Raw genomic sequence first — 22,588 nt, 5'->3', positions numbered from 1 at the left:
AAGGCGCGGGCCGATCGGGCCCTGCACGCAGGAGAGACTAAATGGCGAAAAAATCTGCAGTGGAGCGCAATCGCAAGCGCGAGCTCTTGGTCAAGCGTTATGCGACCAAGCGCGAGCAGCTGAAGTCGATTGCGCGTAATAAGGACCTGCCGGTTGAGGAGCGCTTTGCCGCTCAGCTCAAGCTGGCAAGCCTGCCGCGGAATTCCGCGGAATCGCGCGTGCGCAACCGTTGCCTGGTCTCGGGCCGGCCGCGTGCTTTCTATCGCAAGTTCCGCATGTCGCGTATCGCGATGCGTGATCTGGCCAGCCAGGGCCTGGTGCCCGGCATGGTCAAGTCGAGCTGGTAAGGGAGCGCGAAGATGGTGAATGATCCTCTCGGCGATATGTTGACCCGTATCCGTAATGCGCTGATGCGCAACAAGCGGACTGTCAGCACGCCTGCCTCGGCCCTGCGCCGCCGCGTTCTCGAAGTGCTCAAGAGTGAAGGCTATATCCGCGACTATGCGGAAGTCGAACACTCGACGGGCATGAAGGAACTCGAAATCGAGCTGAAATACTACGAAGGTGACTCGGTGATCCAGAATATCAAACGGATCTCCAAGCCAGGTCGCCGCGTCTATTCCGGCGTCAAAGATATCGCCCTCGTCCAGAACGGCCTCGGCATCGCTATCCTGTCCACCCCCCAGGGTGTGATGTCGGATACGAGTGCCCGTGAAGCCAATGTGGGCGGGGAAATTCTCTGCCACGTAAGCTAAGGGAGCGCACCTATGTCACGTATCGGTAAACTCCCAGTCGCGATTCCGGCCAATGTCACCACGACGCTGACCGAGACCGGCCTGACCGTCAAAGGACCCAAGGGCGAATTGTCCATGGTGTTCGTTCCTGAGGTGTCCGTCACCCAGGAAGAGGACGGCTTCAAGGTCACGCCTCGCGACATGACGAAGCGCGCACGCTCCATGTGGGGCTTGCAGCGCGCACTGGTCGCCAATCTGGTCCAGGGTGTCACAACGGGTTATGAGAAGAACCTCGAGCTGGTCGGCGTCGGTTACCGCGCTGCCATGCAGGGCAAGGCCGTGAAGCTGGCCCTCGGCCTGTCGCACGACGTTGTTTATGAGCCGCCTGCAGGCGTTACGATTTCATCTACGAAGCCCACCGAGATCAAGATCGAAGGTGCGGACAAGCAGAAGGTTGGCCAGGTTGCCGCCGAAATCCGCCGCTTCCGTCCGCCTGAGCCTTACAAGGGCAAGGGTATCAAATATGCTGGCGAATACATTCGCCGCAAAGAAGGCAAGAAGAAGTAGGGCGAGCGATGAAAAACCAACGCGAAAAATCAGTCCGGCGCGCCCAGCGCACGCGGACCCGTCTGCGGAAATTCGCCAATGGGCGCTTGCGCCTGTCCGTCTTCCGTTCTTCGAAGAACATCTATGCCCAGATCATCGACGACACCAATGGCGTCACAGTCGCCGCCGCGTGCTCGCTCGAGGAAGCTGCCAAGAAGGAGCACCCGAAGGGGGGCGATGTCACGGCAGCCGGTATCGTCGGCAAGATGATCGCCGAGCGCGCCGTCAAGGCTGGCGTGAAAGAGGTCGTCTTCGATCGCGGCGGCAATATGTTTCACGGGCGCGTCAAAGCGCTTGCAGAGGCGGCCCGCGAGGGCGGCCTGAGCTTTTAAGGGAGCGGACGCATGGCTCATCCAAACGAGCAACAGCGCGATCGCGGAGATCGTGGTGATCGGGGTCGCGGACGCGGTCGTGGCCGTGAACAAGAGCGTGACGACGAATTCGTCGACAAGCTGGTTCACATCAATCGCGTTGCCAAGACGGTCAAGGGTGGCCGGAACTTCCAGTTCGCCGCGCTCGTCGTCGTCGGTGACAAGAAGGGCCGTGTCGGCTTCGGCCAGGGCAAGGCCCGCGAGGTTCCTGAAGCCATCCGCAAGGCCACGGACGAAGCCAAGAAGAGCTTGATCCGCGTGCCGCTGCGCGAAGGCCGCACCCTGCATCATGACGGCAAGGGCCGTCACGGTGCCGGCAAGGTGGTTCTGCGTGCTGCGCCTCCAGGTACCGGCGTCATCGCCGGTGGCCCGATGCGCGCCGTGCTGGAAACCCTCGGGATTCACGATGTCGTCGCCAAGTCGGTCGGCACCTCCAACCCGTACAACATGATCCGCGCCACATTCGACGCGCTGAAATCGCAGGCGAGCCCACGCTCGGTTGCGGCCAAGCGTGGCCTGAAGGTTGGTGATGTGGTGAACCGCCGCGATGATGGCGCGTCCTCACCCGAAGCGATCGAAGCGTAAGGATCGCTGTCATGGCCAAGAAGACCCTCAAAGTACGCCAGACCCGGAGCCCTATCCGTCGTCCGGCTGATCAACGCGCGACCCTGGTCGGCCTCGGTCTCAACAAGATCGGCCGCGAGCGCGTCCTGGAAGATACACCGTCTGTCCGTGGCATGATCGCCAAGGTCAGCCATATGGTGGAAATCGTCGAAGAGTAGGTCCCTCGCGGGATACCGCTCTTTCGAATGGAGAATGACATGCGTCTCAATGAATTGCGCGACAATGATGGCTCGACCAAGAACCGTTTTCGGGTTGGTCGCGGTATCGGCTCTGGCAAGGGCAAGACCGGCGGCCGCGGCGTAAAAGGCCAGAAGTCACGCTCCGGCGTGGCCATCAAGGGGTTTGAGGGTGGCCAGATGCCACTCCACATGCGCCTGCCAAAGCGCGGCTTCAACAAGCCGAACCGCAAGGCCTGGGCCGAGATCAATCTTGGCCGGATCCAGAAGGCTATTGATGCCGGTCAGATCGACGCCAAGAAGCCGATCGATGCCGACGTCCTGCGCGGTGCCGGACTGGTGCGTCGTGAACTCGATGGCATCCGTCTCCTTGCAAAGGGCGAACTGAAGACCAAAGTTGAGATCACCGTTGCCGGCGCTTCCAAGCCAGCCATCGAGGCTGTCGAGAAGGCTGGCGGTAAAGTGAATCTGCCCGCGGCAGCGTCCGCGGAATAAGCGGTCTAGCGCCGGCCGCGAGGGGAATAGCTAATGGCTTCAGCTGCCGAACAGCTTGCTGCAAACATGAACTTCAGCTCCTTCGCGAAGGCGAAGGAGCTGCAGCAGCGTATTCTGTTCACGGTCATCATCCTGATCGTGTATCGCCTCGGAACCTGGGTTCCGATCCCGGGGATTGACCCGGTTCAGTATGCGCGCGTGTTCGAACAGAACTCGCAGGGCATACTGAGCATGTTCAATGTGCTGGGCGGCGGTGCCGTCGAGCGCATGGCGATTTTCGCGCTGAATGTGATGCCCTACATCTCGGCATCGATCATCATGCAGCTGATGTCGGCGACCATTCCCAGCCTTGAAAAGCTGAAGAAGGAAGGTGGCGAGGCCGGCCGCAAGCAGATCAACCAGTATTCGCGCTATCTGACCGTCGTTCTGGCCACCGGCCAGGCCCTGGCGATCGCGATGGGCATGAACGCGCTCAATGCTGACGGGCTGAGCATGGCGCTCAACCCGGGACCCTTCTTCATCGTCTCGACCGTCATCACCCTGGTCGGCGGCACCATGCTGCTGCTGTGGCTGGGCGAGCAGATTACCTCGCGCGGCGTTGGCAATGGCGTCTCGCTGATCATTTTCGCCGGTATCGTTTCGGCCATTCCCGGCATGCTGGGCAATGCACTGAGCCTGAGCGCCAGTGGCGGCATGAGCATGGGCGCCTTCTTCGGCGGCTTTGCCCTGGTCATCCTCGGCCTCGTGCTGGTGGTGTTCATCGAGCGCTCGCAGCGCCGCCTGCTGGTCCAGTACCCCAAGCGCCAACAGGGCAATCGGATGGTCGGGGGTGATTCGTCCTTCCTGCCGCTGAAACTGAACACCGCGGGCGTGATTCCACCGATCTTTGCCTCGTCACTGCTTTTGCTGCCGGCGACCGCTGCCGGCTTCCAGTCCCAGTCGGGACCGGAATGGCTGCAGACAGCCGTGGCCTATCTCGGCGCCGGGACGCCGCTCTTCCTGAGCCTGTATGCCGCGCTGATTATCTTCTTCTGTTTCTTCTACACCTCGGTGGTGTTCAATCCCGAAGAAACGGCCGACAATCTGCGCAAGTATGGCGGCTTCCTGCCCGGGATCCGGCCCGGCCAGCGCACCACGGAATATCTCGACTACGTCCTCTCGCGCCTGACATTGATCGGGGCGCTTTATCTCACCCTCATCTGCCTGGTGCCGATGATGTTGAGCCCTGGTGGGGGAGGGGCTGCCCTTGGCGGTACGTCCATCCTGATCCTGGTCTCGGTGTCGATGGACACGATTTCGCAGATCCAGTCACACCTGCTGGCGCACCAGTATGAGGGCCTCATCAAGAAGTCCAAGCTGCGGGGCCGCAAACGATGAATATTATCCTGTTCGGACCACCAGGCTGCGGCAAGGGCACACAGTCCAAGCGGCTCGTCGCGGAACGCGGCTGGGTTCAGCTGTCGACCGGTGACATGCTGCGCGCCGCCAAGGCAGCCGGTACCGAACTGGGTCAACGCGTCGCCGCGATCATGGATGCCGGCGATCTGGTCTCCGACGAGATCGTGATCGAATTGATCGAGGAAAGACTGCCGGAGGCGGAAGCTGCGGGTGGTGCGATCTTTGACGGCTTCCCGCGCACCGTCGCGCAGGCAGAGGCGCTCGATGCAGCGCTCGCCCGCCGCGGCAGTGCCGTTGATTGCGTCATCCGCCTGATCGTGGATGACGAAGAGCTTGTGGCTCGCATGCAAAAGCGTGCAGCCGAAGAAGGACGTGCAGACGACAATATCGAGGCGTTTAAAGTGCGCCTCAAAAATTACCAGGACCAAACAGCGCAACTCATCCCGTTTTATGCCGCTCAAGGCAAGATGCGGGAAGTGCCGGGAATGGGTCCTGTCGATGAGGTGGCGGCCGGAATTGCTGCTGCTTTGTCAGAGAACTGAAACAACCCTGTTGCAACCCCATTGACGGGGGGGCAATGCTGACTGTAGATAGCGCCCTTCGCGAAACGGGCGAGCTCATGTGGTGACCGCAAGGTTGCCCATTGGTTCGCTCGCGCACGGCGTTCTGATTTTGGGAGATGGATTGTGGCCCGTATTGCCGGCGTCAATATTCCGACGAATAAGCGCGTGGAAATCGCGCTGAGCTATATCCACGGCATTGGCCCGGCCAAGGCGAAGGAGATCTGCGAGCAGGTTTCCATTGCGTCTGACCGCCGCGTCAATCAGCTGACGGATGCAGAAGTCCTGCAAATCCGCGAAGTGATCGATCGTGATCACCAAGTGGAAGGGGATCTGCGCCGTGAGGTTGCTGTGAATATCAAGCGTCTCATGGACCTGGGTAACTACCGTGGCTTGCGCCACCGTCGTGGCCTTCCGGTTCGTGGTCAACGCACCCACACCAATGCGCGTACGCGCAAGGGTCCCGCCAAGCCTATCGCTGGCAAGAAGAAATAGGGCCTAGATTATGGCTAAGGAACAAGGCCGCGTTAAGCGGCGCGAACGCAAGAACATCACATCGGGCGTTGCCCATGTGAGCGCGAGCTTCAACAACACCATGGTGACCATCACCGATGCGCAGGGAAATGCTATTTCTTGGTCGTCGGCCGGTCACATGGGCTTCAAGGGGTCGCGTAAATCGACTCCCTATGCAGCCCAGATGGCGGCGGAAGATGCTGGCAAGAAGGCCATGGAACACGGCATGAAGACCCTCGAGGTGAAAGTCTCGGGTCCTGGTTCGGGCCGTGAGTCTGCGCTGCGTGCCTTGCAGTCGGTGGGTTTCACCATCACGACCATCCAGGACGTCACGCCGATTCCACACAATGGCTGCCGTCCGCCGAAACGCCGCCGCGTCTAGTACGTGTTTGTGCAATTCGGATATTGAACGCGCCGTCGGGATCTCCCGCGCGGCTGATGAAGGGGCAGTAAGAACGTGATCGAAAAGAACTGGCAAGAACTCATCCGCCCGATGAAGCCGGAAATCGAGCCGGGTCATAACCCGTCCCGACATGCCAAGATCATTGCCGAACCGCTGGAACGCGGCTTTGGCATGACGCTGGGCAATTCGCTGCGTCGTGTGCTGCTGTCTTCGCTTCAGGGCGCAGCGGTCACCAACGTCCATATCGATGGCGTGGTGCACGAGTTTTCGTCGATCGACGGTGTGCGTGAAGACGTCACCGATATCGTGCTCAACATCAAGCAGATCGCCTTGCACATGCATGGCGAGGGCCCCAAGCGCGTTGTTCTGCGCAAGACCGGCCCGGGCGTGGTGACAGCTGGCGATATCGAAGAGACCGCTGATATCGAAGTCGTCAACAAGGACCTCGTCCTGTGCACGCTCGATGTTGGTGCTGAAATCCGCATGGAATTCACCGTCAATACCGGCAAGGGCTATGTGCCTTCTGATCGCAATCGTCCGGAAGATGCGCCCATCGGCCTGATCGGCGTCGACTCGCTGTTCAGCCCGGTCAAGCGTGTGTCCTACCGCGTCGAGAATACGCGTGAAGGCCAGGTGCTTGATTATGACAAGCTGATTCTTGAAGTCGAAACCGATGGCACCGTGTCACCGGAAGATGCTGTCGCCTACTCGGCGCGCATCCTGCAGGACCAGTTCCAGATCTTCATCAACTTTGAAGAAGCTGTGGAAGCGCGTCCGGCGGAAGACGACAAGCCCGAGCTCGACTTCAATCCGGCGCTGCTGCGCAAGGTTGATGAGCTTGAACTGTCGGTGCGTTCGGCGAACTGCCTGAAGAACGACAACATCGTCTACATCGGCGACCTGATCCAGAAATCCGAGGCGGAAATGCTCCGCACCCCGAATTTCGGCCGCAAGTCGCTTAATGAGATCAAGGAAGTTCTCGCCCAGATGGGTCTGCATCTGGGTATGGAGGCGCCGAACTGGCCGCCGGAGAACATCGAAGATCTCGCCAAACGTTTCGAGGACCACGTCTAGCAGGCAGCCGAGAGGCTCCCGACTGGACCTGAGGAGATCAAGCCATGCGTCACGGCATCGCACATCGCAAGCTCAACCGCACGCACTCGCATCGCAAAGCCATGCTCGCCAATATGGCGTCATCGCTGATCGAGCACGAGCAAATCATCACGACCCTTCCCAAGGCGAAGGAGCTGGCTCCGTTCATGGACAAGCTCATCTCGCTGGCGAAGCGTGGCGACATCCATGGCCGCCGTCAGGCGATGTCCAAGGTTCGCAACGAAGACCAGGTCAAGAAGCTGTTCGACACGCTCGGCGGCCGCTATACCGAGCGCAATGGTGGTTACACCCGCGTGCTCAAGGCCGGTTTCCGTCATGGCGACAATGCGCCCATGGCCGTTATCGAGCTGGTGGACCGCGACACTGCTGCGAAGGGCGCCGTCGACCGTGCCCGCGCCGCAGCGGCCAGCGACATGACTGACGAGTAAGCTTGTCGTCATCAAAATATCAGATCAAGGCGGTTAGCTCAGGCTAGCCGCCTTTTTCATGCCGGAAATCAGGGTTATATGAGCGCCATGATCAGATATCTGCTTCTTGCCATCGTCCTGCTCGCGGCTCCCGCCGCAGCCCAGGAAACCGAGCTCCCGGTCAATCAGGACCGGGTTGTCCCCGACAGCCGCGTCGAGATGCAACTCTCCTTCGCGCCGATCGTGCGCGATGTCGCACCGGCGGTGGTGAATGTCTATTCGCGCCGGGTCGTGAACAGCCAAAACCCGTTCGCCAATGATCCGGTGTTCTCGCGCATGTTCCGCTCGCAGCCACGCGAGCAGAACTCGCTGGGTTCCGGCGTCATCGTCGACCATTCCGGCGTCATCGTGACCAATAATCATGTCGTCGCCGGCGCAACCGAATTGCGCGTCGTGCTCGCCGATCGCCGCGAGTTCGAAGCCACGGTGCTGCTGACCGATGAGGCGACCGATCTCGCCGTGCTCCGGATCGAGACTGACGAGCCGCTGCCGAGCCTGCCCTTCAACATGACCGATGATCCTGAAGTCGGCGATCTGGTGCTGGCGATCGGCAATCCCTTCGGTGTCGGACAGACCGTCACCAGCGGCATTGTCTCGGCGCTGGCGCGGACCGATGTCGGCCAGACCGATTTCGCCTCCTTCATCCAGACCGATGCGGCGATCAATCCGGGCAATTCCGGCGGCGCGCTGGTGGATATGCGCGGACAATTGATCGGCATCAATTCGATGATCTTCTCGCGGTCCGGCGGCTCCAACGGGATCGGCTTCGCCATCCCGGTCGAGATGGTCCGGCGCGTGGTCGACACGGCCCTGAGTGAAGGCGAGCTGATCCGGCCCTGGCTGGGCGCACGCCTGCAACCGGTTACCAGCGACATCGCCTCGACCTTCGATCTGGACCGGCCGCAAGGCGCGCTGGTGAGCGAGATTTATCCGGACGCGGCTGCCGATGATGGCGGCTTGCGGCAGGGCGATATCGTGCTGGCGGTCGATGGCCATGAGATCAGCAATGATGCCGGCGCCCGTTTCCGCCTGGCGATTCGGGCTGCGGGCGAGAATGCCCGCTTCCAGGTCCTGCGCGGCGGCGAGGCGATCGAGCTGGATATCCCGGTCAGCCCGGCACCGGGCTCGGCCGAGCCGGAGCCCCTGACTGTCGACGGCCGCAATCCCTTGTCCGGCGTCCGTCTGGTCGCGCTCTCGCCGGCCTTCAACGAGACCGTGGGGCTGGATCCCTTCCTCGATGGTGTCGTGGTGATGAATGTCCAGCGCCGCTCCGTGGCGGCGCGCTATGGCTTCCGGCCCGGTGACCGCCTGGTCGCGCTGATGGGCCAGCCGGTCACTTCGCTCGATGATGCGGCCGAGATCATGGCCCGCTTCGATGGTGAACGCCAATGGCCGATCGTGATCGACCGCCGCGGCCAGCGCTATGAGCCGACCCTGCGGCTCTACTAGTCCCCGCGCCCGGTCGCAGCACCGGTGCAAGGCGGGTGGCGCAACCGTCTCTGGCGCTTGCAAGCCGCACGCGGCGCTCTAGCCTAGCCCCATGTCGAGTCTGTTTGAAGCTGCCGGTCTGGAGACCGAGGCGCCGCGCCCGCTGGCGGACCGTTTGCGGCCGCGCGGGCTCGACGAGGTCGTCGGCCAGGATCATCTGCTCAAGGGCGATGGCCCGATTGCCCGCATGCGCGCCCAAGGGCGGCTGGCCTCGCTGGTCCTGTGGGGACCGCCCGGGGTTGGCAAAACGACGATTGCGCGCCTGTTGGCCGAGGATAGCGGTCTCGAATTCGAGCCGCTTTCGGCAGTCTTCTCCGGCGTGGCCGATCTCAAGAAAGTGTTCGAGCGCGCCCGGGCCCGCCGCGCTGCCGGTCGCGGCACCCTGCTGTTCGTCGACGAGATCCATCGCTTCAACCGCGCCCAGCAGGATGGCTTCCTGCCGGTGGTGGAAGAGGGTGTGGTCACGCTGGTCGGGGCGACGACGGAGAACCCGTCCTTCGAGCTCAACGCGGCCTTGCTCTCGCGCTGCCAGGTGCTGGTGCTCAAACGCCTTGATGATGCGGCGCTGGACGATCTGCTCGCCCGCGCCGAAGCGGAAATGGGCCGGCCGCTGCCGCTCGACGAGGATGCCCGCCATGCGCTCGCCGCCATGGCCGATGGTGATGGCCGCTACTTGCTCAACCTGGTCGAGGAAGTCTTCACCTTCGAGCGCGACACCCCGATCGACCGCACCGAGCTTGGCCGTCTGCTCAACAAGCGCGCGCCGGTCTATGACAAGTCGCGCGACGAGCATTTCAACCTGATCTCCGCCCTGCACAAATCCGTGCGTGGCTCCGACCCTGATGCGGCGCTCTACTGGCTCGCCCGCATGATCGAGGGCGGCGAGGACCCGCTCTATCTGGCCCGCCGCATCGTGCGGATGGCGATCGAGGATATCGGCCTGGCCGACAGTGCCGCCATCCATGCTGCGCTGGCCGCCAAGGATACCTATCAATTCCTTGGCTCTCCGGAAGGCGATCTCGCCCTGGCCCAGGCGGTGGTGCATCTGGCCTGTTCACCGAAATCCAACGCCGTCTACACCGCCTGGAAACGGGCGCAGAAATCTGCCCGCGAGACCGGCTCACTGATGCCGCCGCCGCATATCCTCAATGCCCCGACTTCGATGATGAAGGATCAGGGCTATGGTGCCGGCTACCAGTACGACCATGATGTCGAGGGCGGTGTTTCCGGGCAGGACTATTTCCCCGAGGAGATGCGCGACCGCCCGGTCTTCTATGAGCCGAAGGATGCCGGCCGTGAGGCGGCGATTGGCGAGCGCCTGCAACGCTGGCGGGCCCTGCGGCGTGGAAGGGGGCCGGCGCAGTCATAAAGATTGCGGCTTGTCAGTCCGCACCTCCCCGGACTAGCGTCGCGTATTCATCCTGGGGAGGACAACATGAAACTCTACAAGATCCATCTGGTGCTGGGCCTGGTCTGGCTGCTGATTGGCATGACGCTGGGCCAGATCATGGGCGAAAGCGGCGATCACGGCCAATTGCCCACCCATGCCCACATCATGCTGGTCGGCGGGGTGTTGTCGCTGGCCTGGGGATTGCTCTATCGCGTGCTGGACCTGCCAGCCAGGCTGATCGCGGGGGTTCAGACGCTGGCTCACCATCTCGGCAGCGTGTGCATGGTTGTGGCGCTCTACATGCTGTTTGGCGGCATTGGCGAGCCGGCGAGCGTCAGCGTCTTCATCGGTCTGGGCGGCGTTGGCGTGATGCTCTCGACCCTGCTGATCCTGCTGCTGGTTATTCTGGCGAAGGATTAGGCGCTTCGCAGCTTTCACCTTCCGCGGCGATCAGCGCCGCCCAGGCGTCCTCCATTGCCGGCAGGCCCAGGGCCGCCCGGCGGTCATCGAGATCGACCGGTCTGCGAATACGTGCCGGTTGGCGCTGGCCATCGACGCAGGTTGAAACCGTGCCGTAGAGCTGGCGGCCATTCTGGCTCATCGCGACGGCGTCCGCCATTTGCGCAAAGGCCTGCGCGTCATAGCGGCCGGCCAGTGCGACCGGCTCGAGCGCGGCGACGATGCGGGCGCGGCCGGCTTCGTCACGCTCGGCCCAGCGCAGCAGATCGGCCGCGAGGCGGGGCTGGTCGAGCTCGAAGGCCGCGAAGCGCCCGGGCTCGAGCTGGGCCAAGGCCCATTGCGTGTTGGCGGTTTCAACCTCGGCAATCGTGTCGCGCGTCTCGCGCAGGATCTCGCCGCTGGCACCCTCATCGAGATCAGAGCGGGTAATCACCGGCAAGAGCAATTCCGCCAGATAGCGCTCACGCGCCTTGCGACCCGCCAGTTCGGCAATCAGATCGCCCCATTGGGAGTATTGCGCATCGAAGCTGGCGATGAGTGTGGCGGCGTCGGTGGGCGGTGGTGCGGGGGCCTCGGCTTCGACCACGACTACGGCTTCGGCCGGTGCCGGTGTGGCAGCTTCCGCCGGCGCGGGCTGGGCCGTCTGGAGGAGAAGGGTGGCGGCGATCAGGCAGGGCATGACACGGAACCTCGCGTGGGAATGACCGGCTCAGTGTAGGGCGAAAAACCGGTCTGCCAAGTTTGACAGCCGCGATACACAGACAAAACAAAAGCGGGATCAGGTCAGTGCCTGGTCCCGCTTTTTGTCTGCGTCGTCATCAGTCCCGGGGCCGCTTGGCGGCCCGGTCGGGCGTGTGGCTCAGGCGATGGTGCCGCCGAGAGCGACAGCCATGCCGCCGAAGACGCCGGCGATGAAGAGGACATTGATGATGGCGTTGAGGGTGTTGGAAATGCGGGTCATAGTCGTAATCCATTTGTTCTTGGTGAGGCCGGGCCCTCCCGGTTCACGCGTTTGTAAATAGTGTGTTAGCCATGTTTCACAACCGCCATTGCGCCAACCCGGCTATGCATAAATGCATGCATTAAAGAGTAATTCATGAAATTACGGGTTGGTAATGAGATCCCGGGGAAAGCTTTTTGGTGTGACGCGGTGGTGCCGGAAACAGGTCAGGGCCTGAAACGGGAGGCCGGACTGCTGTGCCTCATGTTGCGGAGGAGGCGTTGGGCCTGAGCGGGGTGGCCGCCGCTCGCGATTATACGGTGCCGCGGCGGGGCGGGGATAAGCGGGTGCAGCGGCGTCGAGGCCGCGCGGCCTTGCCAATACGGCCCGCACGGCCTATCGAGCCGCGATGCAAAACATTCTTCTCATCGGCACGGGCGGGGCATTGGGTGCCATCTCCCGGCACCTGGTCGGACGGGCAGCATTGAAATGGCTCGGGCCGGATCAGCCCTGGGGCACATTCGCGGTCAATATCGTTGGCGCATTGCTGATGGGCCTGCTGGTTGGCTGGCTGGTGGCGACCGATCGCGGTGATCATCACATGCTGCGCACCTTCGGCGCTGTCGGCTTTCTCGGCGGCTTCACCACATTCTCGGCCTATTCCCTCGATATCGCCCTGATGATCGAACGCAAGGCCTGGCTCAATGCCTTCGCCTATGCGGCGGGTTCTGTAATTCTGGCGCTGGCAGCGCTGATGATTGGCATGATGATCATGCGGAAAGTTTATCCATGAGTGGCGTTCAAAAACTGACAGTCGACCAGGGCGAGGATGGCTCGCGGCTGGATCGCTGGTTCAAGCGCCGCTTCCCGCATATCGGCCAGGGCCTGATCCAGAAACTGTGCCGCAAGGGCGATATCCGCGTCGATGGCCGCCGCGCCAAGACCGATCTGCGTGTCGAGATGGGGATGGAAATCCGTGTCCCGCCGCTGCCGGAACCCGGCGAGGTCGAGAAGATCGATGTCCTGACCCCGGAAGAAATCCACTATGTCCGCGATCTCGTCATCTATGAGGATGACGAGCTGATCGCCTTCAACAAGCCTTCGGGCCTGGCGGTGCAGGGCGGTTCGAAAACCACCAAGCATCTCGACCGTCTGCTCGACGCCTTCGGCGAGGGCATGACCCGTCCGCGCCTGGTGCACAGGCTCGACAAGGACACCTCCGGCGTCCTCGTCGTCGGCCGCACGCCCAAGGCCGCGGCGCGCCTGGCGAAGGCCTTCCAGCAACACCGCACCAAGAAGACCTATTGGGCCATCGCCATCGGCGTGCCCAAGCCGCGCATGGGCGAGATCAAGGGCTTCCTCAAGAAGGCCGCAGGCGCCGGCGGTGATCCGGATCGTGAATTGATGGTCGGGGCCAGCCATGGTGAACCGGGCTCGCACCATGCCCTGACGCGCTACACCGTCGTTGCCGATGCCGGCCAGAAGGCCAGCTGGGTTGCCCTGCGTCCGGTCACCGGCCGCACCCACCAGCTGCGCGTCCATCTCGCCGCCATGGGCACCGCCATTCTCGGTGACCGCAAATACACCTGCCACCGTCCGGCACCGGAAGACCTCGGCCAGCGTCTGTGCCTGCATGCGCGCCGGCTGGAAATCCCGCGCGACAATGGCGCACCGCTGGTGATCGAGGCTGATCTGCCCAAACCGCTGGCCAAGGTCTTCAACGCGCTCGGTTTCAATCCGCACGAGATCGACGAGGCCGATATCGAGGCGCAACTCGCCTGATGCCGGAGCTCAAACTCGCCATCTGGGATATCGACGGCACGCTCGTCGATAGCCGCGTCGTTATCCAGCAAGCCATGGAGCGTGCCTTCAGGCGCGCCGGACTTGGTGAGATCGCCTATGAGCAAACCCGCACGATTGTCGGGCTGGAGCTGACCGAGGCGGTACTGCGTTTGGCACCGGCCGACTATCCGGCTGAGCGCGGCGCCGAGCTGGCGACATTCTACAAACAGGCCTTCATCGAGATGCGCACCGAGCCGGGCTTTTCCGAGCCGCTCTATGACGGCGCCCGCGAGACGCTCGACAAGCTGCGCGATGAGGGCTGGCTGCTCGGCGTCGCCACTGGCAAGCCGCGCCGCGGGCTGGACACCGTGTTCGAGCATCATGGCCTGCATCGCTATTTCGATACCTTCCAGACCGTCGATCACGGTCCCGGCAAGCCGCATCCGCGCATGGTGCTCGACGCCATAAAGGAGACCGGCGCCGAGGCGCATCGCGCGGTGATGATCGGCGATACCGGTTTCGACATGGCGATGGGCCGCAATGCCGGCGTGCATACGCTCGGCGTCTCCTGGGGCTTTCACACCGCCGACGAGATTACCGAAGGCGGCGCCCATGAACTGCACCATGATTTCGACACGCTGGGCGAGGCGCTCGACGCCTTTGCCGCCAGGGACTGAGACCGGCTGCAATCTGATTGAACTCGCGGCGAGAGCGAATTCGGTCGCAGAATCAACCGATGGTGTACTAGTCTCCCGGTGAATCGGGGTTTCGGGGGCGAAGCAGTGTCAGAGTCAGTCAGTTTCGTTGACCTGAAAACGGCTCTGGAAGCCTTGTGTTACCCGTCCAGGAATACCAATCAGCGCGAGGATGGCGCAGCGCCGGAAGACTATCCCGACCGCAAGGTGGTGCTCGAGGCACATCCGGAGTTCCTCGCGGTCTCCTGGCAGGGCGATCTGGACTATTGGCGCGGTATTGAGCTCAAGCGCGAGACAGCGCGCCTGGGCAAGCTCACCGGGGACCGGTTTGTGCCCAAGCGCCGGCGGGCTCCGCTCGCCCTGGAAGCGGTGCGCAAGCGCTATGCCCACAAGCAGAACGGGCCCTACGCGATCGAGCGCATGGTGTTCTACAAATCCTCCGAGCGGCTCCCGAAATCGCTGGAGACCCTGGCAGCCGAATGCATTGCCAGTTTTCACGACGCGCCCTTGCATCACTACGTCATCCTGGAACGTTGCCAGCCGGCGGGCGACAATTATGCCGAACTGATCTTCACCCGCTGGCGGGTGCAGAAGCCGCAGCCGCGGGACAGCAAGGCCGTCGTGACCAGCCTGGCGACCGAGATCAATGCCAAAGCCTGCGACGGCAAGGGCGGGGCCGGTGAGCCGAAGCCCTGGCCGGTCTGGCTCATTGCGCTCCTCGCCCTGGCGACCGGCCTCATCGCCGGCGCCAGCCTCATCCTGTTCGCGCTCCCGGTGGATATGGTGACGGGCCTGCTCGACCGTCTGCGCTGAGGCGGCGTGGCCGGTCATTTCCGGTCACTGCAGTTGGAAAATGATCCCGGCGAGATGCAACGCTATACAGCGCGGCGAAGTCGTGGCACGGCCCTTTTGCCTGCCGGGACCGTCACAGAGAGCATCGGGTAAAGCCTTGACCTATGAAACCAAGCCGGGCGTGCGCATGCCCAAGCCGGAAGATAACCGGCCCAAGCGCTTCTACACCGATGTCAGCGTCGCTGAGGGTGAGGGCGGCTGGGAGGTCCGGCTCGATGGCCGGTCCGTCAAGACGCCGGCGAAGAATCTGTTGCAGGTGCCGACCCGCGCCCTGGCCGAACTGCTCGCGGCCGAGTGGGATGCCCAGGGCGAGCGCATCGATGCGCCCCTGATGCCGGCCAACCGGCTCTGCTTTGTCGCCATTGACCTGATGGGCGAGGCCCATGGCGCCACCGTCGCGGAAGTGACGCGCTACGCCGCCAATGACCAGTTGTGCTTTCGCGCTCCGGAACCGTCCGACCTCGTCGCCGCCCAGGCCACGGCCTGGGATCCGATGCTGGACTGGGCCCGGCGCGAGCTGGGCGTTGATCTGCGTTCGGGCACCGGCATCCTGCCGATTGAACAGGATGCGGCAGCACTGCAGGCCGTTCACGCCCGCGCCGCGGCGCTTGATGTCTGGCGTCTGACGGCGCTGGCGCATGCGACGGCGGTGTGTGGTTCGGCCGTGCTCGGCCTCGTCCTGCTCGAGGGCGAGCGCGGCGGCGAGGCTGTGTTTGCGCTCTCGATCATCGACGAGGCCTATCAGATCGCCCAATGGGGTCATGACGAGGAAGCGGCCCAGCGGCTCGACCTCCTGAAGGCCGAACTGATCGCGGCCGAGCGCCTGCTGCGTGCATTGGACGCGTCCTGACGGCTTGATGGTGGCGGGCGGCGCGCTAATGTGTGTCTGAGGCAAAGTGAAAGAGATCGAGATGGCCGAGACCAGTGCGACGACAAGGGGCAAGACCGGCCCCGGCGGGATTCTCGATTTCGGTGCCCTGCGTGCGGCTGACCTGCGCACCGAGCCCTACAAGTATTTCGTCGCGCCCGGCACGCTGAGCGAGGCCGAGGCGGCGCAGGTCCGGGCCGATTATCCCGAGATCAACAAGCCGGGCTATCTGCCGCTGTCGAAGCTCGAGGCCCACGGCACGTTCGACCAGCTGATGCAGGACCTCAATTCACCCGAACTGGCGCAGGTGATGACCGAGAAGTTCGGCGTCGATTTCACCGACAAGCCGCGCATGATCACGGTGCGCAAGATCTCGCAGCTCTCCGACGGTCCGATCCATAACGACTCGAAGTCGAAGATTCTGACCATGCTGACCTATCTCAATGCAGAGTGGGACGGCACCGGCGCAGGCTGTATCCGCGTCCTCAACGGACCGAAGGATTTCGACGATTTCACCGAGGAAGTGCCGCCGCTGGCCGGCTATGTCTTTGCCTTCCTGCGCGCGGACAATTCCTGGCACGGCCATCTGCCCTTCGAGGGCGAGCGCTATGTCGTGCAGACGACTTTCCTGACCTCACAGGAGGAGCTCGACCGCAAGGAGAATCGCGGCGGGCTGCAATATTTCCTCAAGAAGCTGAACCCGTTTCAGTAGGCGGTCAGGGTGCGGAGCCAGCGCGGCTTCAACACCAAGCGCCCATCATCGATCCGGTTCCAGACCAGGAAGGCTGCGGCCATGACGGCAAGCTCGCCGAGTTCCTGAAACACGTGATGGCAGAGCAGGATGGCTGCCAGCACCAGCAGGGCCTTGAGCGCAACAAACCCTGGCGCCTGCGGCCCCGGTTGCAGCACGTGCCGCAGATTGGCCGCGAGCCCGAGCAGGACCAGCCCGGCGGCAAAATAGATCGCCTCCATCACGCCGGGCTCGATATAATTGTGCAGATTGATCTCGGACTGCAGATTGGTGCTGGCAATCGCCTCGGGCACCGCAAGGGCGAACCAGTGCTGTCCCCAGCTCACTTCCTCGCCGAAGGCGGCGATCAGCACCAGACTCACCAGGGCCATGCAGACCGGACCGAAATGCCGGGTCTGGCCCGAACCGGTCAGTCGCGTGCCGAGAAAGACCACGACCGGGAAGAGCATCAGCGTCACGGTCAGATTCTCGATCAGGCCACCATCGCCGACCTCCGGACGATACACGCCGGCCAGCGGTGTTATGGCGTGATGGACGAGATTGAGCACGGCCAGGCCGCCCAGGCTGAGGGCGAGGGCGATGTCGAAACGCCAAAGGCATGACAGCCCGGCGGGGCCGGCACTGCGGACGCGGGAGATCAGCGGGCAGGCCAGGACGAGGGCACCAATGAGGAGCATCGCCAGAAAGCCGGCGGCCTGGAGCGGGGCGCCAATCTCACCATCGGGTGACAGGATTTCCATCAGGGTCCTCCATCGGAACGTGATCCTAGATGCCGTAGGCGGCCGCCAGGGTGTCGAGGCGGTGCAATGCCTTGCCGGGCCAGCGCGCGACGCGGCCCAGTGGCAGGCGGCGGGCAAAGGCGTCCATGCCGGCGCCGGCGGCCATCAGGCTGGCCGCCATTGAGGGCTGCTCGATGCGGCCGGTGGCGACATCGAAGGAGGCGTTGGCCAGTTTCTGCTTGAACTCGGCATCGCCGGGGCCCAGGTGGATCTCGTCAATGCCGTCATCGGCCATCTGGCGCGCCATCTCCATGAACAGCTGCAGGCCCGGACCGAACTGGGCGTGTTCCGGCCAATAGACCGGGAACCAGTAGTGCAGCACGCTTTGCGAGCGCATGCCGAAATGGGCTGCGGCGAGCTGGCCGTTGATTTCCAGCGTCGACAGACAGCCGCGCAATTGCTGCGTCTGGTGTTCGAACAGGTCCGCGATCAGCTCGCGGGCCCAGCGGGCGATGAAGACGTCGAAGGCATGGGTGCGCCGGTATTGTTCGCGCTTGCAGGCGAAAGTCTGCGCCAGTGCCTCGGGGCGGCGATCATCGAGCCGGTAGACGATATCGAGGCCCGATTCGGCGAGTTTGCGCTGGCGGGCGCGGATATTGCGCATCGCTTTCGCGTCCGCAGTGCGGCGTTCTTCGAGCCAGGCATCGCAGCCCTGGCTCAAATCGACCGTCCAGGATGGTTCAATTTGCGACGCCCGGCCGGCAAAACCGGCTTGCCCGGCCAGGGCGCCGTGAAAGCAGAATACCGAAACCGGGCTGTGCTCGAGCGCCGATGCGATATCGAGACTGTCATCATCGGTGATGACGCCATGATGGTCACCCAGCGGTCCGCCGAGCGGCCGGGCGACGCCGAGGCGCGAGAGCTGCATCGGCAGGATGCCGACCGTGCGGCCCTTGTGTGACAGGACAAGTGCCTGGGTATCGGGGCGTCGATCGGCGATCAGATCGGCGAATTCGAGCGAAAAATAGGGCGAAGCGAGCGCGCGGTTGTCAGCACGCAAACCGCGCCAGCTGGCCCGTTGTGCCCGGTCGAGATTTGCGATCGGCACCAGTTCCGTTGTGACGGCTCGGTTCGCCATGAGGGGCATTCTCCCTTGTCCAGCTCGTAAAAATGCAAGAAGCGCACCATGCCGCCGCAGGGTGAAGGCGAGAGCGGCGGCGGTGCCAGCATCCTCGATTGATTGCCCTTGGCGCGCGACCTCTGCTATCGATCCCCGATTGATTGATGCGGAAGGAATGGCGTCCATGAAGGATGTGCTCGAACAACTCATCGAAAAGCGTGCCGGTGCCTGGGCTGGCGGTGGTCCCAAACGGGTCGAGGCCCAGCACGCCAAAGGCAAGCTGAGCGCGCGTGAGCGGGTTGAAATGCTGCTCGATGATGGTTCGTTCGAGGAATGGGACATGTTCGTCGAGCATCGCTGTGTCGATTTCGGCATGGCCGAAAAGAAAATCCCCGGCGATGGCGTGGTGACCGGTCATGGCACGATCAATGGCCGTCTGGTCTATGTCTTCTCCAAGGATTTCACGGTGTTTGGCGGCTCGCTGTCCGAGACCCACGCCCAGAAAATCGTCAAGATCCAGAAAGCCGCGATCCAGAATGGCGCCCCGATCATCGGCATCTTTGATGCCGGCGGTGCGCGGATCCAGGAGGGCGTCGCCTCGCTCGCCGGCTATGCCGACATCTTCCTGCAGAACACGCTGGCCTCGGGCGTCGTGCCGCAGATCTCGATGATCATGGGCCCCTGCGCCGGCGGCGATGTCTATTCGCCGGCCATTACCGACTTCATCTTCATGGTGAAGGACACCTCCTACATGTATGTCACCGGTCCCGATGTGGTCAAAACGGTGACCAATGAGACTGTCACCCATGAAGAGCTCGGCGGCGCCTCGATCCATGCCAAGAAGTCCGGTGTCGCCGATGGCGCCTTCGAGAATGATCTTGAAGCGCTGGTGCAGCTGCGCCGGCTGATCGATTTCCTGCCGCTGTCGAATCGCGAAACGCCGCCGGTCCGTCCGAGCTTTGATGATCCGGCGCGCGTCGATGCCAGCCTCGACACGCTGGTCCCGGCCAATCCGAACAAGCCCTATGACATCAAGGAATTGATCCTCAAGACCGCCGATGAGGGCGATTTCTTCGAGATCGCGCCGGATTATGCCGCCAATATCGTCACCGGTTTCGGCCGCCTCGACGGCCAGCCGGTCGGCTTTGTCGCCAATCAGCCGATGAGCCTGGCCGGGGTGCTCGACAGCGATGCGAGCCGCAAGGCCGGCCGTTTCGTGCGCTTTTGCGATGCCTTCGGCATTCCGCTCATCACCTTTGTCGATGTGCCCGGCTTCCTGCCCGGCACCAAGCAGGAATATGGCGGCCTGATCAAGCACGGCGCCAAACTCCTGTTCGCCTATGCCGAGGCCACCGTGCCCAAGCTCACCGTCATCACCCGCAAGGCCTATGGCGGCGCCTATGATGTGATGAGTTCGAAACATCTGCGCGGCGACGTCAACTACGCCTGGCCCACCGCCCAGATCGCCGTGATGGGCGCCAAGGGCGCCGCGGAGATCATCCACCGTGCCGATCTGGATGATGCCGAGAAAATGGCCGGCCATGTCAAGGAATACGAAGACCGCTTCGCCAACCCCTTCATCGCCGCAGGCCGGGGGTATATCGACGACGTGATCTCACCGCACTCAACCCGCAAACGCCTGATCGCGGCGCTGCGGACCCTGAAGAACAAGAAGGCGGAGAATCCGTGGAAAAAGCACGATAACATTCCGCTTTAGGGGGTGGGGATGACCAAAGCCGTTGAACCCGCGACGAACAAGCTGTCGTTTTCATGCCCGCACTGCGGTGCGATTGCTCATCAGACTTGGTTTGATGCATATGCGAAATCCGTTCAACGTGAGGGAGACCCAATCCCTGGAAAATTTGGGCCGAACCTCCCTGATGAACTGGAGCGAAAGGAGTCGGACGGGGGTGTGTCGACTGAAGCTCTGTCTTTCTATTCTTTTGTCAGAAGGTCTGTCGCTGGAGAGGTCTTCCTGTGGCCTGACGTCGGTACACAATATGTCAGGTCCGTCGAAAATATACATTTTTCTCAATGCTATAGTTGTGAGAAGTGGACGCTTTGGGTCGCGCACGAGCAAGCTTGGCCTGAGCCCTCGCTTCTCATGGAAGCCGCGGATGACATGCCGACAGCGGTGCGCCGCGATTTCGACGAGGCTCGGGCTGTTGTTGGGAGTTCACCACGCGCTGCGGCGGCGTTGTTGCGCGTTGCAATCGAACGCCTCTGCAATGAAATTAACAATTCAAACGACACGATAAATGACGGTATCGCAAAATTGGTGCGATCCGGGCTCGACGAGCGTATTCAGCGGGCGTTGGACATTGTCCGGGTGACCGGAAATGCGGCTGTGCATCCGGGACAGATTGATATGGCTGATGACAGAGAGGCGGCTATTACTTTGTTCAAGTTGGTGAATCTGGTGGTCGAGCGTTTGATCACGCAGCCCCACGAGATTGATGATTTGTAGAATGCATTACCTTCAGGAAAGCGCGCCGGAATTGAGCAGCGTGATCGGGATAAGAAGAAACGTTGATTGTAGAAATCGGTCGTATGGCGGAGTTGTCGGGGGCCAGCTGCGATTCTGCGCAGGCCCTAGGCGTTCAACTCAAATTAGCTGCTAATGCTGCCATCCAGCGCACACCGAACCCCAAAAACCCACACCCCCATCCGGCCAGAGTGGCGTTGAGCCGTCAAGGGTCGCTTTGCGACCGCGTGCGGCTTCGCCCTTGACGGCTCAACGCCACTCTGGCGCCCCCTCGGCAAGGGTTTTGTGGATCGCTCCCCGGCAGGGCCGGGCAGGGCGCTACGGCCCTCCTTGGTCACCATCAGGACGTCATCCCGGCGCAGGCTGGGATCCAGTCTCGTGGAGTGGTGAGGTCTGGAGGCTTGCGCCTGTTCAATCAGATGCCGGTGCGTGAATCCGGGTCCCAGCCTGCGCCGGGATGACGCTGATTAATGTGGTTTTGCGAGCCTTCCTCTGCCATCCCCCCTCCAAACACCAAAAACTGTCATCCCCGCCGGATGGCCCGGCTTGACCGGGCCGCAGGGCGGGGACCCAGACGCCCCGGTTTCAGCGGGCTTCGGTCGAGGGCCGGCCTCGAGAGGAAGCGGGTGAGTTGGGTCGGCGGTGTGCGGCTTGCGAGGCGCTGTCGGGCGTCTGGGTCCCTGATCTGCGCCCCGCATTTGCGGGGCATCCGTCAGGGATGACAACGCGTTGTGTGCAAAGAGAGTTTGGCGTCATGCCGCCTTCAATAATGATACCGCGCCTGCACCACCTGCAACCGCTCCGGCTCACCCGTGACGCGGTAGACCAGCCGGTGGCGGCTATCGATGCGGCGGGACCACCAGCCGGCGAGTTCGCCGCGCAGGGGTTCCGGCTTGCCGAGGCCTTCGAAGGGGGCGCGCCGGGCGGCCTCGATCAGTTTGAGGGCGCGTTTGAGCAGCCGCGTGTCGTGGGCGGCAGACCCGCTCAAATCCTCGATCGCCTGCGGCCGCAATTCGATATTCATCGCTCCGCTTCGCCGAGCCAGGCGGCGAAATCGCCCGGGGCCTCGGCCATGCCGCGCAATTGCTGCGGCGTGAGGGTGCGGGTCTGGCCGTCCTCGGCGTCGGCGATGCTGGCGCGCAGGCGTTTGGCATTGGCAGGGCTGGAGAGCAGGCAATTCGTCTCCTGGATCGCCTCCCATTCCGACAGCGCGATCATCACCACCGGTTCGCCGCCCTGGCGGGTGATGATGGCCGGGGCCTTGTCGGCCGTGACGCGCTCCATCAGGGCTTTCAGGCCAGCGCGGGCCTGGGAGAAGGAGAGGATGTTGGCGGATTTTGTCATGATAAAATTGTACCAAAATCTGTACTTTTTTTAAAGCGCCTGCACGAAAATCTCCACGCGGCCTGCCGCTGGAGGTTTGAGTGGTTCCCCCCGATTGGGAGGTGTGCGGGACGCCGGCGAATGCCGGTTTGCGCAGTTAAGTAGTTGAGACATCCGTGACGTCCCGCACGTGGAGATTTGCTCGGACGCCTTACGGCCCCCGTCTCGAAACCGGAATGGACTGTGCGGTCGAGCT

At 62.7% G+C, this 22,588-nt stretch carries 29 protein-coding genes; 24 read left to right on the top strand and 5 right to left on the bottom strand.

The genetic code is table 11. From position 1 onward, the window contains the following. Positions 1–41: 41 nt before the first annotated feature. The 16 genes from rpsN (at position 42) to ACN0YL_RS14555 (ending at position 10,758) form a co-directional block, all read left to right on the top strand. Positions 42–347 carry a 30S ribosomal protein S14 gene (gene rpsN, locus ACN0YL_RS14630; protein ID WP_417470271.1) on the top strand — a complete coding sequence of 102 codons (306 nt, stop codon included), beginning with the start codon at positions 42–44 and terminating at the stop codon, positions 345–347. Positions 348–359: 12 nt separating this feature from the next. Then, positions 360–755, top strand: coding sequence for a 30S ribosomal protein S8 (rpsH, locus tag ACN0YL_RS14625; protein ID WP_417470272.1), 396 nt, complete (start codon positions 360–362; stop codon positions 753–755). A 12-nt stretch (positions 756–767) separates the two neighbouring features. Next, on the top strand, positions 768–1,301 hold the full coding sequence (rplF, locus tag ACN0YL_RS14620) for a 50S ribosomal protein L6 (RefSeq protein ID WP_417470274.1): 534 nt from the start codon (positions 768–770) through the stop codon (positions 1,299–1,301). An 8-nt stretch (positions 1,302–1,309) separates the two neighbouring features. Then, the gene (gene rplR, locus ACN0YL_RS14615; protein WP_091770273.1) at positions 1,310–1,672 is read left to right on the top strand and encodes a 50S ribosomal protein L18; all 363 of its coding nucleotides are present in this window, start codon (positions 1,310–1,312) and stop codon (positions 1,670–1,672) included. A 12-nt stretch (positions 1,673–1,684) separates the two neighbouring features. Further along, entirely contained in the window at positions 1,685–2,296 is a 612-nt protein-coding gene (gene rpsE, locus ACN0YL_RS14610) for a 30S ribosomal protein S5 (RefSeq protein ID WP_417470276.1), read from the top strand. An 11-nt stretch (positions 2,297–2,307) separates the two neighbouring features. Next, entirely contained in the window at positions 2,308–2,493 is a 186-nt protein-coding gene (gene rpmD / locus ACN0YL_RS14605; RefSeq protein ID WP_339740735.1) for a 50S ribosomal protein L30, read from the top strand. Between the two features lie 39 nt (positions 2,494–2,532). Beyond that, the gene (gene rplO / locus ACN0YL_RS14600) at positions 2,533–3,006 is read left to right on the top strand and encodes a 50S ribosomal protein L15 (RefSeq protein WP_417470279.1); all 474 of its coding nucleotides are present in this window, start codon (positions 2,533–2,535) and stop codon (positions 3,004–3,006) included. 33 nt (positions 3,007–3,039) lie between these two features. Continuing rightward, positions 3,040–4,383 (top strand): preprotein translocase subunit SecY, encoded by a 1,344-nt coding sequence (secY, locus tag ACN0YL_RS14595; RefSeq protein WP_417470281.1) that lies wholly within the window; start codon positions 3,040–3,042, stop codon positions 4,381–4,383. Beyond that, positions 4,380–4,946: an adenylate kinase gene (locus ACN0YL_RS14590; RefSeq protein ID WP_417498462.1), complete on the top strand. Its 567-nt coding sequence runs from the start codon at positions 4,380–4,382 to the stop codon at positions 4,944–4,946. The genes secY and ACN0YL_RS14590 overlap by 4 nt, the downstream gene beginning before the upstream one ends. A gap of 144 nt (positions 4,947–5,090) precedes the next feature. After that, positions 5,091–5,459, top strand: a complete 369-nt coding sequence (gene rpsM, locus ACN0YL_RS14585) for a 30S ribosomal protein S13 (protein WP_417493611.1) — start codon at positions 5,091–5,093, stop codon at positions 5,457–5,459. A 10-nt stretch (positions 5,460–5,469) separates the two neighbouring features. Next, positions 5,470–5,859 (top strand): 30S ribosomal protein S11, encoded by a 390-nt coding sequence (gene rpsK, locus ACN0YL_RS14580; RefSeq protein WP_417470286.1) that lies wholly within the window; start codon positions 5,470–5,472, stop codon positions 5,857–5,859. Positions 5,860–5,934: 75 nt separating this feature from the next. Further along, on the top strand, positions 5,935–6,954 hold the full coding sequence (locus ACN0YL_RS14575; RefSeq protein WP_417470288.1) for a DNA-directed RNA polymerase subunit alpha: 1,020 nt from the start codon (positions 5,935–5,937) through the stop codon (positions 6,952–6,954). Between the two features lie 44 nt (positions 6,955–6,998). Continuing rightward, the gene (rplQ, locus tag ACN0YL_RS14570) at positions 6,999–7,421 is read left to right on the top strand and encodes a 50S ribosomal protein L17 (protein ID WP_417470290.1); all 423 of its coding nucleotides are present in this window, start codon (positions 6,999–7,001) and stop codon (positions 7,419–7,421) included. Between the two features lie 87 nt (positions 7,422–7,508). After that, positions 7,509–8,909, top strand: coding sequence for a Do family serine endopeptidase (locus ACN0YL_RS14565; protein ID WP_417498461.1), 1,401 nt, complete (start codon positions 7,509–7,511; stop codon positions 8,907–8,909). Positions 8,910–9,000: 91 nt separating this feature from the next. Beyond that, the gene (locus tag ACN0YL_RS14560) at positions 9,001–10,317 is read left to right on the top strand and encodes a replication-associated recombination protein A (RefSeq protein ID WP_417492821.1); all 1,317 of its coding nucleotides are present in this window, start codon (positions 9,001–9,003) and stop codon (positions 10,315–10,317) included. Between the two features lie 66 nt (positions 10,318–10,383). Continuing rightward, positions 10,384–10,758, top strand: coding sequence for a hypothetical protein (locus ACN0YL_RS14555; protein WP_417470297.1), 375 nt, complete (start codon positions 10,384–10,386; stop codon positions 10,756–10,758). Here the strand turns inward: ACN0YL_RS14555 and ACN0YL_RS14550 are convergent. After that, positions 10,739–11,476 carry a hypothetical protein gene (locus tag ACN0YL_RS14550; RefSeq protein ID WP_417498460.1) on the bottom strand — a complete coding sequence of 246 codons (738 nt, stop codon included), beginning with the start codon at positions 11,474–11,476 and terminating at the stop codon, positions 10,739–10,741. The genes ACN0YL_RS14555 and ACN0YL_RS14550 overlap by 20 nt on opposite strands. 670 nt (positions 11,477–12,146) lie before the next feature. Between ACN0YL_RS14550 and crcB the strand changes: the two genes are divergently transcribed. The 6 genes from crcB (at position 12,147) to ACN0YL_RS14520 (ending at position 16,646) form a co-directional block, all read left to right on the top strand. Further along, positions 12,147–12,530: a fluoride efflux transporter CrcB gene (gene crcB / locus ACN0YL_RS14545; RefSeq protein WP_417492823.1), complete on the top strand. Its 384-nt coding sequence runs from the start codon at positions 12,147–12,149 to the stop codon at positions 12,528–12,530. Further along, complete coding sequence (locus ACN0YL_RS14540; protein ID WP_417498459.1) at positions 12,527–13,519, top strand: RluA family pseudouridine synthase; 993 nt, start codon at positions 12,527–12,529, stop codon at positions 13,517–13,519. The genes crcB and ACN0YL_RS14540 overlap by 4 nt, the downstream gene beginning before the upstream one ends. Continuing rightward, complete coding sequence (locus ACN0YL_RS14535; RefSeq protein WP_417492825.1) at positions 13,519–14,196, top strand: HAD-IA family hydrolase; 678 nt, start codon at positions 13,519–13,521, stop codon at positions 14,194–14,196. The genes ACN0YL_RS14540 and ACN0YL_RS14535 overlap by 1 nt, the downstream gene beginning before the upstream one ends. Before the next feature lie 105 nt (positions 14,197–14,301). Next, positions 14,302–15,027, top strand: a complete 726-nt coding sequence (locus ACN0YL_RS14530) for a hypothetical protein (protein WP_417498458.1) — start codon at positions 14,302–14,304, stop codon at positions 15,025–15,027. Between the two features lie 136 nt (positions 15,028–15,163). Next, positions 15,164–15,916: an ATP12 family chaperone protein gene (locus tag ACN0YL_RS14525; RefSeq protein WP_417498457.1), complete on the top strand. Its 753-nt coding sequence runs from the start codon at positions 15,164–15,166 to the stop codon at positions 15,914–15,916. 46 nt (positions 15,917–15,962) lie between these two features. Continuing rightward, positions 15,963–16,646, top strand: coding sequence for a 2OG-Fe(II) oxygenase (locus tag ACN0YL_RS14520; RefSeq protein WP_417498456.1), 684 nt, complete (start codon positions 15,963–15,965; stop codon positions 16,644–16,646). Here ACN0YL_RS14520 and ACN0YL_RS14515 read toward each other — a convergent pair. Both ACN0YL_RS14515 and ACN0YL_RS14510 read right to left on the bottom strand, forming a co-directional pair. After that, positions 16,640–17,425 carry a hypothetical protein gene (locus ACN0YL_RS14515; protein ID WP_417498455.1) on the bottom strand — a complete coding sequence of 262 codons (786 nt, stop codon included), beginning with the start codon at positions 17,423–17,425 and terminating at the stop codon, positions 16,640–16,642. The genes ACN0YL_RS14520 and ACN0YL_RS14515 overlap by 7 nt on opposite strands. Before the next feature lie 25 nt (positions 17,426–17,450). Further along, on the bottom strand, positions 17,451–18,542 hold the full coding sequence (locus ACN0YL_RS14510) for a GNAT family N-acetyltransferase (protein WP_417492830.1): 1,092 nt from the start codon (positions 18,540–18,542) through the stop codon (positions 17,451–17,453). A gap of 166 nt (positions 18,543–18,708) precedes the next feature. On the opposite strand from ACN0YL_RS14510, the gene ACN0YL_RS14505 reads away from it, so the two are divergent. Both ACN0YL_RS14505 and ACN0YL_RS14500 read left to right on the top strand, forming a co-directional pair. After that, positions 18,709–20,241: an acyl-CoA carboxylase subunit beta gene (locus ACN0YL_RS14505; protein ID WP_417498454.1), complete on the top strand. Its 1,533-nt coding sequence runs from the start codon at positions 18,709–18,711 to the stop codon at positions 20,239–20,241. 9 nt (positions 20,242–20,250) lie between these two features. Then, positions 20,251–20,991 carry a DUF4145 domain-containing protein gene (locus tag ACN0YL_RS14500; RefSeq protein WP_417498453.1) on the top strand — a complete coding sequence of 247 codons (741 nt, stop codon included), beginning with the start codon at positions 20,251–20,253 and terminating at the stop codon, positions 20,989–20,991. 781 nt (positions 20,992–21,772) lie between these two features. Here the strand turns inward: ACN0YL_RS14500 and ACN0YL_RS14495 are convergent. Together ACN0YL_RS14495 and ACN0YL_RS14490 are read right to left on the bottom strand one after the other, a co-directional pair. After that, entirely contained in the window at positions 21,773–22,033 is a 261-nt protein-coding gene (locus ACN0YL_RS14495; RefSeq protein WP_417498452.1) for a Txe/YoeB family addiction module toxin, read from the bottom strand. Further along, positions 22,030–22,353, bottom strand: coding sequence for a type II toxin-antitoxin system Phd/YefM family antitoxin (locus ACN0YL_RS14490; protein WP_417498451.1), 324 nt, complete (start codon positions 22,351–22,353; stop codon positions 22,030–22,032). Before ACN0YL_RS14490 ends, ACN0YL_RS14495 begins: the two co-directional genes overlap by 4 nt. Between the last annotated feature and the right edge of the window lie 235 nt (positions 22,354–22,588).

This window comes from Maricaulis sp. (genome assembly GCF_048269565.1).
Classification (GTDB): Bacteria; Pseudomonadota; Alphaproteobacteria; order Caulobacterales; family Maricaulaceae; genus Maricaulis.
This window is presented reverse-complemented; position numbering and strand designations above follow the sequence as displayed.